Here is an 18178-nt window from a genome sequence, read left to right on the forward strand (position 1 = left end):
ATGAAAATTGTCGCAACATTGTTCCTTTCGCTAGTACTGTCTACTTCTGTCGCTGCACTGGAGTACCCGCCAACTCAGCTACCTGAAAGAATGAAACAACCAGAAACAGCAACCTGGGGCAGTTTTCAGCTTAGACCAGATTTGACTATTCGCTATGTTTCCATAAAGCCTGAGCTGCCCAAACGTGGGACATTAGTGATGATTCACGGAATTATGGAGTCACCAGAGTTTAACTACGAGCTGTTCCGTCACTTGTTAAGTCTTGGTCTAGAGGTTTGGGCTCTGGATCTGCCTGGTCATGGTAAGTCCACAAGGTGGCTAGAAAACAGCCATAAGGTATATATTGATGACTTTTCTACCTATACCGAAGCCGTTCACTACCTTCGCACCAGGATCATGCATCCTACAGAGAACACCCCCATATTATTGATGGGTACAAGCCTGGGTGGGCATATTGCGACCCGGTATGTTGGTGAATACCCCGGATACTTTGACGCGCTTATTGCACAGGTTCCAATGTACGATATTAAAACTGGAGCCAAACCAGAATGGGCAGTGCGTACATTGGCGTATCTTGCCGATTCTTTCGGTTTCTCTGATTCTTACGTTTTAGGTCACGGTGACTGGGTATTGTGGGATGATTACAAGCTAGAAAAGAGCTGCTGTACAACCGACCCAGAACGCGACTTAGCAACCGTTTACTGGCGTATACACGAGCCTGAGCTAACAATGGGTGGCGCAACCTATCGCTGGTTAAACAAGGCATACGACTCCATGGACATGGTGAACGAAGCATCGTTTCTGAATAAGATAAAAGTGCCGGTGTTAATCCTGAGTGCAGGAAACGACAGACTGGTAAGCAAAGAAGCTCACACCAATTCATGCTCATTAATCGAAGAGTGTGAGCAGGTGCTTTTTCCAAAGTCCAAGCATGTTCCTACTATGGAGCGAGATGAAATTCGAAACAGAGCGTTAAACACCATTGACCAGTTTATAAGGGATAATAGTCACGAGCCAAGAAGAGTAGCTGCTGATTAAGTGCCTTCGGAGAAGGTTACGGAACATTGCCTTAACAGCGCTAGGGAAACTCAGTAACACCACATATTCATGGTTTCCCTTCGTTTCTTACGCTTCACGTAGTTATGCATAACAGCTTCCATTGTTGCAATTCTGGCACCAGTGAATGGTAATTACATTTGTTTTTCCTATATAAGGATTCACTTATAATTCACGCCATCGCTCACCAATACTCATCAGGAGTACGTCATGAAAATAGCTAAATATTCACTGCTTCTATCCACTATCGGTGCTGCGTTGATAACTAGCCTAAGCAATTATCAGATCTGGTACATCCTTACAGCTATTCTGTAATAGACCTTGGCGCGTCCATCAGTAACTCTAGTGTGGATTATCATGTAAGTTCATTGGTAGACAACATACCTGACTCTTTTGTCTCGGCCTAAGTATGTATGTTTTTAATATTCCAATTATGGCCAGGCAGTGCTTTTATAGATTTAGTTTTAGTGTATTACCTCTATATTAATGAGTGATATGTTTCATGGATTTCAAGAATATATTATTAGATTCATATTCTTAGTTTGTATTAATTATTTAAAACTGAATTGACACCTGAAAGCACCTTACTATCAGACAAGATATCGCAATTCTCCCGCAAGCACTTTATCTTACTAAAGATTTCCTCACACCCTCTTTATTTACAACACGTTATATGCAACCTAAATATTTAATTAACGAGCAATATTGTTAACAGTGAAACATTCTCCATGTAAAGATAGAATAAGGCTATATTTCAAATGAAGTTTAACAATGAAAAGCAATGTTTATTAAGGTTGCAAATGTGTTTTTAATTCCATTAGAGTGAGAATGTGTAAACTGATACGTTTTTTTGGGCTATATTATATATATCTAAAAAATATTTATAACTAAGTAAATTCGTCGAACGGTGAACAAAGTTGGTTAAAGAAGAACTCGTTAGTTATCACAAGCACAAAGAGATGCCTTTCACATGGCAAGTTGCAACTGATTCCTTCAGCATCAATATGGAGGACTTAAATTTCATTGTCGATTCCAGAAAACCTCTTGAGAAAATTGACGATTTTTTTGCTTATTTTCAAAAGAGGACCAAAAGTTGGTAGCTAGACACTTCCAACAAGTTATTGAAGATATTTCATCTGAACCCGTTAAGGCGTGTATCGCGACGAGTAAAGGTCAGATTACCTTATGTGTAGTATCTGCAAAAAAAATCACTGGCAACCATATAGCTGGGGTAGTTCTTCCTTTGTTCATGGTGCCTACGGCACATGATATATCGTCATTCTTTCTCCAAATCTTTGAAAACAAAAGCCAAGGAATGGTTGTCACCGATGAAGAGACGCGAATTCTTGCGTGCAATACCTACTTTGAAAAATCGACAGGGTACAAGATAGATGAGTTACTTGGGCAAAAAACATCCATGTTTAATGCAGGCAAACACGGAGAGGCCTTCTTTCAAGAGATGTGGCAAAAACTCAGTAAGACAGGAGTTTGGAATGGCCTTATTCTTAGCAAAGAGAAAACGGGGACCATCAAACCCCAGGAGCTGCGTTTACAGCGGCTAGAGTCCATTAGTGGCTACGTATTTTATCTAGGGATGACTCAGGATTTATCAAATAAACTGTATCGGGTGGCGGGAGTTGAGCATGGTGGTATTGAGTTATTAACACAATTACCTGGTGAAGATGAATTTTTCCTCAAGGTTCAAGATAGCGCGATAGACCTCAAAGAGAATCAAGGAATGCTGGTTCTCTCTTTCGTCCCCCGATTTGATAAAGAATATGAGTTCGAAAATAAGAAACAGCTGGCAAGTGCGTTGGCCTACTATGAGCATCACTGCTCTGCCGGGTTCATTAAAAAGGCTGTTTTTTCGATATCAATTGTGTATGAGCGTCATAAAGATAAACCGCATTCGCTTTCTATTTTTGAAGCCATTAAAGGCAGGTTTAAAACGTTAAAACAGCGGGTTGAGCCTTCAGTCTACAAAGCTGTCACAGAATGCACGATAGGTGTTTCTGTCCTTGGCCTAGACGCAAACAATGAAAATAAAATGATTTCCCATTCTCTTCAGGCGATGTATGAGCAGCATACTTCTGGAACGAGTAACATTTGCTTTTTCAACCGCACTTTACATAAAAAAATAAAACGGCGTGAAGTTCTTGAAGATATCGTGACACAATCAGTGCGTCATAGAAAAATGGAGGTGTTTTTTCAGCCCATTGTGAATACATCAAACTGGAAAATAACCAAGTTAGAAGCGTTGTGTCGATTTCGGGATTACAACGGTAACTTGTTAAACACACAAGAGATGATACAAGTTGCTGAGGACATGAAGTTAATCTCTGAGCTGGACTTGGCAATAGCTGATAAAGCAATCAGTTACCGCCGTGATTTAGCTAAGTTATATGGACCGAATGTAGAACTGACAATAAACATATCGTTGAACTCCGATAAACCAATGAAAGTGGTTTTTAACGACTTGTTAAGGCTATTTAAGAAACACGCTAGGCACCTTCCATTTATAACAGTAGAGCTGACCGAGTCTGCGTATTTCGATAGCGAGCAAAAAGACAATAACTTGCTCTTTGAACTCAGGAAAAAGGGCTTAAAAGTCGCCATTGATGATTTCGGTACAGGGTATTCATCTTTTTCTTATTTAAAAGATGGCAATTTTGATTTATTGAAGATTGATAGAGAGTTTGTGACGGATCTTACTGTGGGCTCTCATAACTACTACATCGTAAAAATGATCACACATCTTGCCCATACTTTGGGTGTAGAAGTAGTCGCAGAAGGCGTTGAAAAGCTTCAAGAAGTCAAAATACTCAGTCAGTTGAAAGTGAATTATATTCAGGGATTCTACTTTGAGCGGCCACAACCGATTGAAAAACTTTCAGCTCAAACTGTTAATGTTGATGGCATTGAATCATTAGAGGAACTGGATTCTGCTGAAGTTGAATTGATGTCTCATCCTCCTATGTTAACTCCACAACATACGCTGAGAGAAATTAAGGAGCTGTTTGACAACAGCAGCTTTTCAGCATTTCCAGTGTTATTAGAGAGAAAATGCGTTGGCATTATCACGAGGGAGCAATTTAACTTACATGCTACCCCAGCAATGGGGACAGATAGAGAAACAATGCATGAATATCAGACAATGTCCAAAGTTGCGAGTGCGATGATGAGCTCCAAATTAACAACCGTGCATGAGACCATTAACACTGGTGAGATACACGAGAAGATACACAATAGAAACCAATTTCCATGGGTGGTTATCGATGACTTTGGAGATTATGTGGCAATCATCGATATCTATAATATTGTGCATTTCTTAAACGGAAACACTAAAGCGCTTTGTCCATAAGTTTGCGGATGGGACAAATTGTCCCACAATGTTCTAGAGTCGAGACAGTTGGCTCTTCATAGCTCAGAATTGCCCTTTTCGGTGTTAACGCAGTTACTCAGTGGCAGATCGTGCCGATGACATTGCCGTACTTTTACTTATGGTTGTTACTAGAAGAGTGCTGAAAGAAATTTCCCAGAAGTGAGCAAAATTTATATAGAATAAATGAAGCGAGAAATTTAGAAATATAGTTGGTTATCACTTGCTTTTGATCTCTGACTCCCACAACCCTAACCCGTAGCTTTCCATAATAGTTTGCAGTTCCCCTGTAGCCCTCATCTTTCTTACCCCTTTATCGATCAGTTCTACATACTCTTGAGCTTTAGGGTTTTTCGGTGAAAAACAAATACGCCCCCATAACGTCTTTTTAAACCTACCTGCATCTACGAATTTATCTGCCAAATTGTGAGTATTTAGGTAATATTGCGCTACGTAAGATGCCTCGCTAAACGTGTCTATACGGCCTAATTCGACTTTTTTAAACATTCGATAAACGAGATCCCCCTTTCCGTGATGTATATGAACCCTCTTTTTCTCGTTTTCGTGCTCTTCGACATAATCCTGATATTCAGGAGATATCTGAGTTAAGTTGTAGCCTGCGATGGTTCCAAGGACTATTTGCTTAATAGATTCAATACCGGTATATCTCCAAGGCTGATCTTTAAGTACATAAAAGGTATAGATCATTGGGCCAATAGTTTCACTAGAGCAGATATTGACCTCGGAACTATGGTCATTGCAGATGCCTACAGCGTCGTAAATCCCTAGCTCGGTACCTTTCAGCGAGCGAGCATAAGGAACAATATCAAAATTAACCTGATGTCCAGCTCTTTCAAGGATCACCTTTTCTATATCGACTGTAAAACCAAGCTTGCCATTTTCTTTTAACGGGTCGCATACGTAAGGGCAAAACTCAAGTACAGATACGTTGATCGTATCTGCTTGTACGGCGTGTACCCAAGATATCTGTGTGCATACGAGGCAAACTAGTCTCACTAAGATCAGACGAATAAGAGCCATAAAATAATCTTCTCTATTTGTTAGAGTCGGGCTAAAGTAACAGTGTCATTAAGAATAATTTTAAGTGCTAAGCCCTATAACGCAACATTTTAGCCTCATTACGTTTTTCTGGAAAAAATAACCAATTATCCTGCCCACCATAAAGTCTTACAGAGGCTCTTTCGCTTGCTTTAAGATTCAGCAAGCACTACCTATCCCAATAGTTCATAAACGAAACTCATCGAAATGGTAGAAGTTACCCCGCCGTCGTGAATTAAACATGTCCATTGATGTGTTAGCTGTGAGCTCGCTATCTCGGTTCTGCCCCTTTCTGAGTCAGCAAGATATTAGGCCGATAAATTTCGGCCCTAACTTTTGGACCATCCTAGTCTGAAAGTAAACCGAGACGCGGTGGAAGGTTTCTCCCATTTTCGAGCAAGTGCGGTGTTTCTTACACGTATTTCCCTATTTGAATTGTTATGCAACTGCCTTGAAAAGCATTGTTTGGAACTAAGCAAGATCTAGAGTTTTTTACACCATCACCTATCTGAAACTGTACACTTCTTGGCATTCATAAGAGCCCATCTCAAATTCTCGACATATCCAAGTTCGGTTCTCATATATACTGCACTTGAAGGTTTCTCTATCTAGTGCTGAGCACCAGCCATCTGCCAACCTAAGCATAGTCTCTCCACCCCAAGCATCTCTACTAATATGCTCTTCTGGAACTGAAGTGTCTGAAATAATCATTACTTCAAGGCGGCAGCAGCAAGCCTTACAGTTTGAACAACTAATATTTGGCTCAATCTCGCTTTTGGCAGGTATGTTCATAAGAGATTACAGCTCAAATAATTTATCAAAATCGCGTTTTTCAAGAATATCTTCGATTTTTTCTTCTTGCTGATTTTGTGCTTTCATTTTCACCTTTAAGTGGTTTATTTTCTTTTTTAGGTGATCTTTTTTTACTCTTATTCATTTGAGCTTTCCTTAGCATGGTTGTTAGTCAACTTTGAAAGTGCCTAACTTCACCCCAGTGGTTGATAATATACTTCCCATCATATTTGACTCAGAGAAGGTAAATTCTAGATTATTCTGTTTAGAGTGAAGTTTGGGGGAAATGTGACGTTGTAGAATGTCACTATTAAGTTGATGTATGCTTGCTGACCAGTTAAGTTGTTCATTGACCAAGCAAAACTCTATTTGGAACATACGTTGAGCTCAGCTTCATTTGATCTTCTATGTTTATCAGATAATTTTTTATACCAGTATCGCTGGCGACTAGTTCTTCGAGGCAATAAAACTCCTGAAATTTAAGTGTATTAGATGGTTATATGGAAAGAATACGGGTGTAATGCACTTGCATTACACCCACTGATGCTATAGTGCAGTTACGTTCGACGCTTGAGGGCCTTTTTGGCCTTGCTCAACGTTAAAGCTTACTTTTTGGCCTTCAGCTAGTGTTTTGAAGCCGTCAGACGCGATAGCTCTGAAATGTACAAATACATCAGCGCCACCATTGTCTTGTGAAATAAAGCCAAAGCCTTTTGTTTCGTTAAACCATTTAACTGAACCAGTTGTTTTAGTAGACATAGATACCTCTAAGAAATTAATAATATTGAAACTACGAGCAACTGCTATTTAAAAAACTATGACGAGAAGCAATCGCAGGAGCTAAACGAAGGTATCGAAAGGAAACTGGGAGAGGGCTTGTACTAAATTTTCACTAATAGCTCGTTTGCAAGAGCTACGCGCACTATACAGGTTGTTTGGAAAATGAACAGCTTTATTTTATGTTTTTCAAAATTTGTTGAATTTGAGATAGCCCAGTTCAACATCAATAGTGATGAGCTATTTTTATGTTAATTAAATGCATAACTACAAATGCATAATAACTTTCAGCTACTGGAAAGTTTTGTCCATTTCCTTTCAGATTCGGCATCTTACATAGAGGTGCCGAATCTCGTTTTAGGATACGAAAAGTAATCTGAAAGCGGGATGATAGAGCATTTACGTTAAGTCGGTTTTGTCCATCTTTGAGTCAGCGAGACTTCCGCTGACTCATCTTTGCCCAAAACGTGCCAGTTCGATTTAGTGCCGATAAATTTCGTCCCTGATTTATCGGCACTATCTGAACGAACGGAAGATAAAACATGGTAAAAGCTATCTCCAAAAATTTGCTTGGGCGGGGTTCTCAATCAATAACTTTTACCTGCATCGTTATGCAAGCTCACTGGAAGGCATAGCTCACTTATAGATATGAACAAGGCAGAATCTTTGGACGAAATATACCAACAGCTTGGGGTTTTCAAACATGTTGCTGTTTGCGTCTGGTATTTTGGAGAAATAGAAGATGCAGCCCAAATTAAATATCAACTAAGGTCAATAATTAGGAGTGACAGGCTATTTGTTTTTCAGTATTTGCTGATATTAGCAGGTTTGTACTCAAAATAGAGTGATAGGTTCAAAAAGGCATCAATGGTGAATCATAGATGCCTTTAAATCGAACAGAGTCTTATTTTATCAAAGACACTGAGGAGTAAGAGTCAGAAATAGAAACAATCCCCAGAGAAGAATGCTCCTGGCGATAAAGTACTGGCTCAAATTCTGAATGAGGCTTTTCCCAAGTACCGACAAGCTCACCGTCATCCAGTGCAAATTGCTTAAATTGATGAGGTTCTGGATAGAAACCATTAACTTTAGCTGAGCGAAGAGAAGTATACCAAGTTACAGTGCTGTTATCTAAGCCACCGTACCAACTTCCTTGGTAGAATTTTCCAAGGTAAGCCACATTGCCATCGTTATACATGTAATGGTAGTCATCACTCACATAGGTAGAATCAGTATCAACCCGAACTAAAAAAGAGCCTTGTGAAAGGTAAGTCACCGAAGTGTTACTCGTACTTGCCGTATAATCTGAACCTAGTTCAGAGCTATTGTGCGCAGTTATAACTGCTGATTGGATGGTAGGCTCAGATGTTATATTACTTTCGGTATCCAGTGTGCCGTTAACCAGTGCAGTGTATATATTAGCACCATCTGATCTAGAAGGATCATAAGTGTAATATACGCGGTACGCTACGCCTTCAGAACGCCACATACCTGAAGTTGTTTTGTGATCACTAAAACCTGATTGCAAGTTATCGATTTGTGTCTCGCTGGAGTTGTTGATGACATTCCATTCATCACCAGACCAATATACAGATTGAGTTGGTGTGTAAGAAGGTAGTGCAGACAAATTTTCATCATAGTAGTACGTAGTATTATTTGTTTCGACAATAAGAACCTCACCATCAAGATACCAGTTTTCTGCGGGCGTAGAGGATATATCCAATGACGACAGGATGGAGCCGTCTGTTGCGGAAAGTACAATAAAGTACTCACCCATACAGTCCCCTGCTATGATTTTGCTATCTGACAATTTATGCGGATAACATGGATGAAACGTACTGCCATTGTATTGGTGTGCACTGAAATCTTTTTGTTCCCATTGAACGGTTGCGGTGGCAAAGTTAAATTGAGTATTTACGGGGCTAGAATCAGAATCGGTAATAGATGCAAAACTAGGGTTATTGCTTGCGTCGAGTTCAACAATAAGATCACTAAAGTCTGCGGTACTATTATTGCTGATAAATTGACTGATAGTTTGAGCTTCTGAGTGAATATTTGAAATATTAGATTCGCTAGCTGCTAAGCTAGAGTCTAAACGCTGGTATATAGAACGGGCCAATACATGTACTTCATCATGACCTTCAGCGATAAAATCTCCCTGAATTTCATCAAGCGACACCCCCAACTCAGTAGCTAACTCTGACATATCCATATCTTGCAGATAGGCTATAGTTGAGAAAGGTGTGATGGTATTAATACCTGCTGCTGCAACTAGTTCGCGGTTTTCGGTTAGTGCACCTGTATAGTCGCTGTCCGTAGTAGTACCTGCAACAATTTTAATGATAACTGGGTCATCATCACTATCATCACCGACAAAGACACCATTTGAGTTTGTAGAGCCTTGGAGCTCATCGCTATCAGCGACCCCATTTCGGTTGTGATCAAAGTATACCTCAGCTTGCCCTAGGTACCCGTCTATAGCGGTATAAGTTGCTTGAGCTGAGGATGATGTGTCTACAGAGCTATCATCTCCACATGCTGAAATAGCAAGCGGTAACACTGCGATACTAGCAATTCTTTTGAACTTCTTTGCGTTATTCATAATCACCTAATTTTCATAGTTATAGTTTATAAAACAAGCGTTTCACATCAGAGACTATACATATATTAGGTATCACTATGCAACAGATTTAATTAATTGATATTTAAGACATTAAGGGGTTTGTTTTGACAAAAAATACAGTCATGACGGTGAGTTTTTGTCTATGTTGCGAAATCTATATTTACTTCTTACTAAGTTACACATGCAATAAGAGATGCTGTGCATAATAAGTTAAGAAGTAGATTTGTTCGCTTAAACCCTTGGAGGGGCGTCCCATCTAATTAGCGCTTGGGTGACTGGTGAAACGTTGCATATTTTCTAAGAATTACTGCATGAGATTAGTATTATGCGACAAAGCGCAAATGACAGCTTTTGTCCAAACCTTTCAGGTTCAGCATCTCGCATTGAGATGCCGTTTGTTAATTTGGGACATCATAAGTTATCCGAAGGGTAGAAATCAGCCCGTTGCCGTAAATTGAAAATGTCCAGCGATGATTTAACGTAATTGCTCTAAGCAGTTTATGCCCCATTATGTGTCCGCAAGATTCTCGGCTGATAAATAGCGTCATCAGAGTTCCTTACATTTCCTAATGCCAGATTAGAACTATCCGGTAAGTCATGCCGTCCAGTTCCGTTCACGAATCTAACCAATTGAAGAGGTGTCGCTCTCCGGCAATGTGAACAATTATTGCGTCAACAGCCTTAATAATTAGGAAAATCATAAATCATCTTCAGGTACAGAACCGTCTCCTAGGGCGTGTTTAGCATAAGTAGTACAGTACACTCAAACCAATTAAGTCCTCTCCCATAATAAGTGTTATATGTATTAATGAGACTTATTTTCATGCAAAAAAACCTCACAAACACTATTATTAAATGTATCAGTATGCTCATCCTTCGTATTGTCTCTACAATAAAGGAACTATGATTATGAAATTAGGTCACTTTTTTGTGTTTATACTATATGGCGTTGCTACTTTTGGTGCCAACTCCGCCCCACAAACCTCTGACAATATCCGTGAAGCCGGCGACATTATTGGTTCACTAAGCCAGTGCAGCCAGTCAACTCAAGATATGGAAGTGTACATCAGAGGGACTTCGTATCGCTCTTCTACTGATGGTAACGGAAATTTTAAGTTGAGCTACGTCCAGCAGGGTAGCTATGATTTAGTTGTGGTAAACAATGGGCTTATTATTGGAACCATTGCTCAAGTCGAAGTTGAAAAAAAACAAATTAGTGATATTGGCGCACGAGACTTTTGCCTGGATCGAGATGGGGATGGGTTTAATCCACCACTTGATTGCAACGACAATAATCCGACTGTAAACCCTAATATGCCTGAGAGTTGTGGTGATGGTGTCGATAACAACTGTAACGGCTCTGTAGATGAGGGCTGCTTAGTATGCACAGACAATGATTCGGATGGCTTTTTTGCTCAATTTGGTTGTGGCTCTCCAATTGATTGCGACGATAGTAAACCATCTGTAAATCCTCAAGCAACAGAAGCATGTGATGGCATAGACAATAATTGTGACGGACAAATAGATGAATCTGGTGCACTAGGGGAAACAACCTATTACCTCGATCTGGATTCAGATGGGTACGGGGCTGCGGATACGACAATTATAGCATGTAGTGCTCCGAGCAATTATGTGAGCATCTCTGGTGACTGCGATGATAGCAATGCAAATGTTTACCCGTCAGCAACGGAAATTGAAGATGGCATCGATAACGACTGTGATACTTTAATTGATGAAGGTTTTAATAAGGACAGATTCAACGAGAGCGGCTCATTTATTGTTCCAGAAGGTATTACACAGATTCATGTTGAGCTTTGGGGCGGCGGTGGTGCCGGTGGTGCCGGTTTTTACTCATCGACATGTTTTTCAGATGGATATGGTGGCGGTGGCGGTGGAAGTGGGGGTCGCTATATAGGTGATTTGGTAGTTACTCCGGGTGAGACTTTCAATATCGCCATTGGTGCAGGAGGCGTTGCGGGAAGTGGCTCAGGACAAAATGGTAGTTCTAGTCTTATGTCATCTGATTTTACGAATATTTCTGCATTGGGTGGAACCGGAGGTCAAAGTGCTGAAGCTTGTCACCCAGGCGCTGGTGGTATAGGTGGTCCTGGTGGTTATAATGGTTCCGATGGTGGCACATGTTCTGGCGGATTAGGAGGTCAAAACGGTGGAGGTGATGGAGGTAGTGGATGCGGTTACTCTGGCATTGGTAAGTCTGGACTCAACGGATATGCGATAATCCAATGGTAGCCTTTTAAATACCCTACAAATGACAAACAGCACTCTATTGTGAGTGCTGTTTTTGCTATATAGAATGTAAAAAACTCTCTGTTTTGGTGATATCCACAACTCTTCATAAAGTTACTGCTTTTCAACAACAAAGATATAACGGTTAACTGAAAACATATACTCTCCACGCTCATCAATGGCCTTTAAAGCTTGTTGCCACTGCTCCCAGAGTTCGATTGCCTCAGCAGTAGCACTCTCGCCTTTGGGTTTGAGCAGGTTGAGTAGCTGCTGCGAGAAAGTGTCACGGGTAAGTTGCCAGTTTACAATCGGTAATGATTTGCGTTGTATGAGTGTGAAGCCAGCGTCAGTTAATTTGTTTGACAGAGTCCGCGGCAGGTGGGCGTCAGTATATCTTTTCAGCATGTTATGCTTGATTTGCTGAAAGAGTGACGGCTCCAATGAGTGCCAGATAAGTGAATCCCAGTCGGTGTCGAGGACAATGAGGCGCCCTCTACGCCTTAGTATCCGCCAACACTCGGCTAAGGCTTTCTCTGGCTGTGGCAAGAAACAAAATAGCTGGCTAGCCGTGATAACATCAAACTGTTCATCTTCCAACGGCATGTCGTCAACACTGCCAAGAATAAAGTTGCCCTGACTACATAGGGAACTTGCGAGTTCCACCATTGGGACCACGCTGTCCAAGCCATAAACCTCTCCTTCTTTACCCACATATTCCAGCATATCGCGGGCAAGAATCCCGTTGCCGCAGCCGATATCAATCACTTGTTCTCCGGCCGATATATTGGCGCAATCTAATATTGTCTTACGCTGTATGCACATATCTGACGTAGCTGCTATCTGCTCCTGTTTTTTTGCTAGGGATTCATCATAAGCAAATGTATTCACGCTTGCCTCCTAACTTGGATCATTCTGTAGATAGTTTTGAGTATAGATGAACTATAGGGGGGCAGAGAGTTAAGCCCTGATTCAGAACAATTTCAGTGACAACATTGGTTCTGGTGCTGACAAGATACTGCATGGCTTTACAAAAATCCTGCATAAAATAGATTTTCGTCACCCCTCAAAGGTGGAAGCATTTGTCCAAAAGCTTGCATGGTCGGCATCTCACATTGAGGTGCCGTTCTACGTTTTGCAATATCAGAAGTTATCCGAAGGGTAGATCGCGCCCGAAGCTCCAAACTCAGTTCTGTCCGTGCGACCTGAAGTCGTATGAAGCGTTGTTCACCACGATAAGAGTGAACCATCTGTATCACCAGATGACCCTAGGATTCTGAATAAAGCAGCGAATCCGACAATGTAACGATACTTGGTTGCGCTAGACCGAGTGGGAACTGAATCGTGAGAGGAGGTTCTTCCTGATAACCACAAATCGGGTAAGTGCTAGGGTGTCAGTATGATGAACGTAAGTGAATCCACGTAAGGCGCGTTATATGATGAAGCAGCGGAAGTGGTTAATACGCTGTGGCCAAAACGGCAATGAGAGTCGGAAAGAAGTTGGACAGTACTCTTTCGTGATCGCAGTACTCTCCGCACTATAGTGGGCATCTAAGCTGACATTTTACGTGACATATGGAACAGGGTAAGCCTGTATCACTCCCTTTGGGGAAAGCCGCTGTGGCCGATAGTGGTGCAGGTATAGGAGGTCGGAGAAAGCAAAGGCTGCATTGTAATGATGTTGATACAGGGTTGTCCCTGATCACGAAAGTGAGCCCACTTCCGACTGGTCTCCCTTTGCGAGAGAATTTGAAGAACTTTATTTAAGAGGAAAAGCAAATGGTGGTCTCGCAAGAGATTAGTGCATCTTCTGACGGTGCCCAATGGCAGTCTATCGACTGGAAACCCATTGAAGCGCACGTATTAAAGCTTCAAATGCGTATCGCAAAAGCAACTAGAGAAAAGAAATATCGTAAGGTGAAGTCTTTACAGTGGCTCTTGACTCATTCTCGCTCTGCTAAACTCCTAGCGGTTAGGCGAGTATCTCAAAATAAAGGCAGTAAAACGCCTGGAATAGATGGTGTCATCTGGAATACGGATGCACGCCGCATGAAAGCAGTGAATCAATTGAGTCGAAAGGCTTATCAAGCCAGACCACTCAAGCGTATCTATATCCCCAAAAAGAATGGCAAACTTCGACCACTGGGTATCCCATGTATGATAGACCGAGCGCAACAAGCACTTCACCTATTAGCATTAGAGCCAGTGTCAGAAAGTCTTGCCGACCCTAACAGCTACGGCTTTCGACCAAGACGCAGCTCCGCTGACGCAATCGGGCAGTGTTTTATCTGCTTGAGCCAAAAACAGTCAGCACAATGGGTTCTTGAAGGTGACATCAAAGCCTGCTTTGACAAAATCGGGCATCAATGGCTTATGGACAATGTCGCTATTGATAAGCGTATGTTGGAGCAATGGTTAAAGTCTGGCTTTGTAGAGAAAGGGCTGTTTTACGATACTGATGAAGGCACGCCTCAAGGTGGGATTATATCCCCAACCTTGATGTTAATGACGCTCTCTGGTCTCGAACGGCGTATTAAGTCTACCGCTCTTAAAAAGGGTACAAGAGCCAACTTTATTGGATATGCCGACGATTTTGTCGTCACCTGCGCCTCAAAGGAAGTGCTAGTGAACGACATCAAACCGTTGATTGCTGACTTTCTGGCAGAAAGAGGGTTAACCCTATCCGAAGAGAAAACGAAGATTACTCATATTGATGATGGCTTTGACTTTCTGGGTTTCAACCACAGGAAGTACAAAGGGAAATTGCTCATCAAACCGAGCAAATCCAACACGCTGTTATTCTTGAGAAATCTACGTGAACTTATCAAGAAGCACGCAACCATTCCTGTTAACGATCTTATCAGATTGATAAATCCAAAACTTAGGGGATGGGCGAATTACTATCGTCATTGCGTTGCCAAACAAGTATTCGGGTACATCGGCCACAGACTATTCCAAGCGCTATGGCACTGGGCAGTTAGACGTCATCCAACCAAGCCCAAAGACTGGGTTGTTCATAAGTACTTTCTCAATCGTAAAGGCCAGTGGCAATTTCACGGTTGGCAGAAAATCATGAACATGGACTGTCATTTCAATCTGTTCCAAATAGCTAAAGTGCCTATCGAACGACATGTGAAAATCAGGAGTGCAGCGACCCCTTTTGACCCCGAGTACCAAGAATACTTGGCTAAGCGAAAGTCAAAAAGGCGAGCTCGTAACTCTTGGATCGAACCTGTTCCTACTGCTTTATGAGTTGTTGGGTATCAAACGATGCCTTAGTGGAGGCTTGAGCCGTATGCAGTGAAAGTTGCACGTACGGTTCTTAGAGGGGCGGCACTTGGTAACAAGTGTCGTCTACTCGACAAAAACTATTCGAAGGCTAAAGGCTCTGACTTGTGATTACTAGGTGACTCTATCGGTCTTTAGAGCTGATGGAAGCGGACGATGATCTCTTTACCATCGCTGATAAACTCAGCGTAGCGATCTGGCTTCGAGTGTTCAAACTGATTTTTCGGCACCCATATAAGTGTACGTGGTTTAGTGATCGAACCTTTATTCATAAATTTCATCACTTCACGATCAACCTTATAAACGGGTTTGGTATCCAGCTCCTCTTTCACATTGATTGTAGTATCACCTATGGTTACCGTAGCAAGTACATAACCATCTTTTCGCAGGCTTAGTTGTAGCTCTGAGTAACTCAGCGGTGTAAATGGAGCATTTAACTCAACAGTCTTAACACGGCCATTTTCTACCCATACGAAGCTATCCACCAGCGTGGTGTAATAGCGTACAGGCTCTGAGCAATACTCCACCCCTTCTTCCTCTCCACAATCAAACAGCCCCGGCATATGCTCCAGTGAGCTCACATCGAACTCACTGGTATCACCAAATAACATAGGTTCCAGCCATGGCAGCGATAAAGACGCCGATTGCGCAGTTACCTGACCAGAAATCAGAGTCAAAAACAAAAATAATAACGGATTGATGTTCATGAGATTTTCCAAATTAGAAGCCCGGTTAATATAGCGCGATACGCAATGAGTGTCCTACGCCCCAAAAGGGATTAGATGCTTCAGTAAATTTGATCTGGTTAACGAAAAAGGGCGTAGAGCCACAGAATGATGTCGGAAAGACTTTCTTTATTTACTATCTGAATAAATAACTATAGGAAGGTTTATTCATGAAACGCTCTGCCCTCTTTCTGGCGCTGGCATCAGTTTCCCCGGCGCTTATCGCAGCAAACTTAGCAGTATCTACCACAACTAACAGCCGTAACTTCCCGTTGTCTGAAAGTGAGCCTCTGGTGGTTTCTCTCACAAAAGATAACTACGTACTGAAGATCACCGAAGTTGATGGCAACTGTAGTGCCCCTGAAAATCAAAAAGTTCGCTTTAACAACCCGCTGTCACTCAACTGTGGCGCACCAACCGAGTTACCAATAAAGATTCGTTTTAGTGGCGACTATGCTTTTGTCTACGATGACAACGCAAAAATAATACTGGTAAAGCGTCAACCAAAAAAATCTGCAAAGAAAGAGTTCAAACGACCCCTTCCTAATGTCCAGTGCGAAAAGTATGACGGTGGTGAGATCACGATAACCCTTGATGGAACCTATCCAGATGGAGCCAAACTACGTGATGCCTATAGCGGTGCAATTGTAACGGTCACTGATAATAAAGTGTCTTTAACGCCTTCACCACTAAGTGGTGGTGTTGCTTTATTGGAGCCCGTTGAAAGAGAGAAAACTTCTAGCGAATTAGACTGGAGAAACGCCAATATTTATTTCGTCATGGTCGACCGCTTCTACAACGCAGATAAAAGCAACGACCAGAGCTACGGGCGTCAAAAAGATGGTAAAGACGAAGTTGGCACTTTTCATGGTGGCGATCTGAAAGGGGTTATCGAAAAACTGGATTACATCCAAAGCCTTGGCACCGATGCAATCTGGCTGTCTCCGATTGTTGAACAGATGCATGGCTTTGTTGGCGGCGGTGAGAAAGGCTCTTTCCCATTCTATGGATATCACGGTTACTGGACACGAGACTTCACTAAAATTGATGAAAACTTCGGTCAGGATGAAGATTTAAAAACACTGGTTGAGGAAGCGCATAAACGTGGCATTAAAGTCCTTCTGGATGCGGTGATTAACCACTCTGGATACTCTTCACTTGCTGATCTTCAGTTTGATAAAATTGATGTGGTTACACCACTGGATAGTTGGCCAAAACAGAGGGCCGAGTGGAAACCATCAGATGGTGAAAACTGGCACAGCTACCACAAACAAGTTAACTATAAGAGCCCTAACTGGATGCAGTGGTGGGGGCCTGACTGGGTACGTACTGGTTTGCCGGGCTATCCACAACCGGGCAGCAGCGACACAAAGCTTTCTCTTGCTGGCTTGCCGGACTTTTTGACAGAGTCAGACAAACACGTTACACCGCCAAAGTGGTTGTTAGATAACCCGGGGACAAGAGTAGAAGCAAAAGATAGCTATACCGTTAGCGACTATTTGATTGAATGGCAAACAGATTGGGTTAAGCGCTTTGGCATCGACGGATACCGCGTAGATACGGTAAAACATGTGGAAGGTGAGGTATGGAAGCGTCTTAAGAAAGAAGCTTCTGAAAGCCTTGAACAATGGCGTAAAGAAAATAGTAAACAAGGTCAGCCTTTCTTTATGATGGGTGAAGTGTGGGGGCATACTGCTTACCGCAGTCCTTACTTCGACGATGGCTTCGACGCACTCATCAACTTCGATATGCAGAAAAAATGGATCGTGGTGCAGCGTGTCTTACTGAAATGGATAGTACTTACGAAAGCTACGCAAAAACCATGTCGGAAGAAGCTGATTTTAACCCGGTGAGCTACATGTCTTCTCATGACACAGAACTGTTCTTCAGCCGATTCAAGTCGTTCGAAATGCAGCGCGGTGCAGCTAGTGCTCTACTACTAAGTCCAGGTGCAGTGCAGGTGTACTACGGCGATGAAGTTGGCCGAAACATTGGTCCTTATGCAGATGATTTCCATCAAGGGACTCGTTCCGATATGGTCTGGAATCTTGATGAGAAACGACAGTCCCTTCTGGAACACTGGAAAAAACTAGGTCAGTTCCGCCAGTCACATGCCGCTATCGGTGCCGGTGAACATAAAGTCATTGAACAAGATGGCGCTTATGTATTCTCAAGAAGCCTTGGCGATGACAAAGTGATCGTTGTTTTCGCAGGGAAGTAAACATACTCAAACAG

Annotated in this window: 10 protein-coding genes and 1 pseudogene; 5 read left to right on the plus strand and 6 right to left on the minus strand. The window is 42.0% G+C overall.

The genetic code is table 11. The features are described from left to right. Together P7F88_RS06320 and P7F88_RS06325 are read left to right on the plus strand one after the other, a co-directional pair. On the plus strand, positions 1-1038 hold the full coding sequence (locus P7F88_RS06320) for an alpha/beta hydrolase (protein WP_277822920.1): 1038 nt from the start codon (positions 1-3) through the stop codon (positions 1036-1038). 1111 nt (positions 1039-2149) lie between these two features. Further along, positions 2150-4417 carry an EAL domain-containing protein gene (locus P7F88_RS06325; RefSeq protein ID WP_277822922.1) on the plus strand — a complete coding sequence of 756 codons (2268 nt, stop codon included), beginning with the start codon at positions 2150-2152 and terminating at the stop codon, positions 4415-4417. Positions 4418-4654: 237 nt separating this feature from the next. On the opposite strand, the gene P7F88_RS06330 is transcribed toward P7F88_RS06325, so the two are convergent. The 4 genes from P7F88_RS06330 to P7F88_RS06345 all read right to left on the minus strand — a co-directional run bounded on the left by P7F88_RS06330 (position 4655) and on the right by P7F88_RS06345 (position 9665). Beyond that, a complete protein-coding gene (locus tag P7F88_RS06330; RefSeq protein WP_277822924.1) occupies positions 4655-5476 on the minus strand; it encodes a substrate-binding periplasmic protein in 822 nt (273 codons plus the stop codon). A 522-nt stretch (positions 5477-5998) separates the two neighbouring features. Further along, complete coding sequence (locus P7F88_RS06335) at positions 5999-6286, minus strand: YkgJ family cysteine cluster protein (protein WP_277822926.1); 288 nt, start codon at positions 6284-6286, stop codon at positions 5999-6001. A 546-nt stretch (positions 6287-6832) separates the two neighbouring features. Beyond that, complete coding sequence (cspE, locus tag P7F88_RS06340) at positions 6833-7045, minus strand: transcription antiterminator/RNA stability regulator CspE (RefSeq protein WP_277822927.1); 213 nt, start codon at positions 7043-7045, stop codon at positions 6833-6835. 922 nt (positions 7046-7967) lie between these two features. After that, complete coding sequence (locus P7F88_RS06345) at positions 7968-9665, minus strand: hypothetical protein (RefSeq protein ID WP_277822929.1); 1698 nt, start codon at positions 9663-9665, stop codon at positions 7968-7970. A 930-nt stretch (positions 9666-10595) separates the two neighbouring features. Between P7F88_RS06345 and P7F88_RS06350 the strand changes: the two genes are divergently transcribed. Further along, the gene (locus P7F88_RS06350) at positions 10596-11936 is read left to right on the plus strand and encodes a MopE-related protein (protein WP_277822931.1); all 1341 of its coding nucleotides are present in this window, start codon (positions 10596-10598) and stop codon (positions 11934-11936) included. Positions 11937-12047: 111 nt separating this feature from the next. On the opposite strand, the gene P7F88_RS06355 is transcribed toward P7F88_RS06350, so the two are convergent. After that, complete coding sequence (locus P7F88_RS06355) at positions 12048-12821, minus strand: methyltransferase domain-containing protein (protein WP_277822933.1); 774 nt, start codon at positions 12819-12821, stop codon at positions 12048-12050. 888 nt (positions 12822-13709) lie between these two features. Here P7F88_RS06355 and ltrA point away from each other — a divergent pair. Next, complete coding sequence (gene ltrA, locus P7F88_RS06360; protein ID WP_277822935.1) at positions 13710-15182, plus strand: group II intron reverse transcriptase/maturase; 1473 nt, start codon at positions 13710-13712, stop codon at positions 15180-15182. 170 nt (positions 15183-15352) lie between these two features. Here ltrA and P7F88_RS06365 read toward each other — a convergent pair whose 3' ends face one another. Then, positions 15353-15925: a hypothetical protein gene (locus P7F88_RS06365; RefSeq protein ID WP_277822937.1), complete on the minus strand. Its 573-nt coding sequence runs from the start codon at positions 15923-15925 to the stop codon at positions 15353-15355. A gap of 188 nt (positions 15926-16113) precedes the next feature. Between P7F88_RS06365 and P7F88_RS06370 the strand changes: the two are divergent. Then, positions 16114-18164 (plus strand): annotated as a pseudogene (locus P7F88_RS06370) (alpha-amylase). Positions 18165-18178 lie beyond the last annotated feature (14 nt).

This window comes from Vibrio hannami, assembly GCF_029589055.1.
GTDB classification, from domain to species: domain Bacteria; phylum Pseudomonadota; class Gammaproteobacteria; order Enterobacterales; family Vibrionaceae; genus Vibrio; species Vibrio hannami.

Bases quoted from the DNA above. Each gene is read 5' to 3' on its own strand.
- P7F88_RS06320 (WP_277822920.1), top strand. From the start codon at position 1: ATGAAAATTGTCGCAACATTGTTCCTTTCGCTAGTACTGTCTACTTCT.
- P7F88_RS06330 (WP_277822924.1), bottom strand. From the start codon at position 5,476: ATGGCTCTTATTCGTCTGATCTTAGTGAGACTAGTTTGCCTCGTATGC.
- P7F88_RS06335 (WP_277822926.1), bottom strand. From the start codon at position 6,286: ATGAACATACCTGCCAAAAGCGAGATTGAGCCAAATATTAGTTGTTCA.
- cspE (WP_277822927.1), bottom strand. From the start codon at position 7,045: ATGTCTACTAAAACAACTGGTTCAGTTAAATGGTTTAACGAAACAAAA.
- P7F88_RS06345 (WP_277822929.1), bottom strand. From the start codon at position 9,665: ATGAATAACGCAAAGAAGTTCAAAAGAATTGCTAGTATCGCAGTGTTA.
- P7F88_RS06350 (WP_277822931.1), top strand. From the start codon at position 10,596: ATGAAATTAGGTCACTTTTTTGTGTTTATACTATATGGCGTTGCTACT.
- ltrA (WP_277822935.1), top strand. From the start codon at position 13,710: ATGGTGGTCTCGCAAGAGATTAGTGCATCTTCTGACGGTGCCCAATGG.
- P7F88_RS06365 (WP_277822937.1), bottom strand. From the start codon at position 15,925: ATGAACATCAATCCGTTATTATTTTTGTTTTTGACTCTGATTTCTGGT.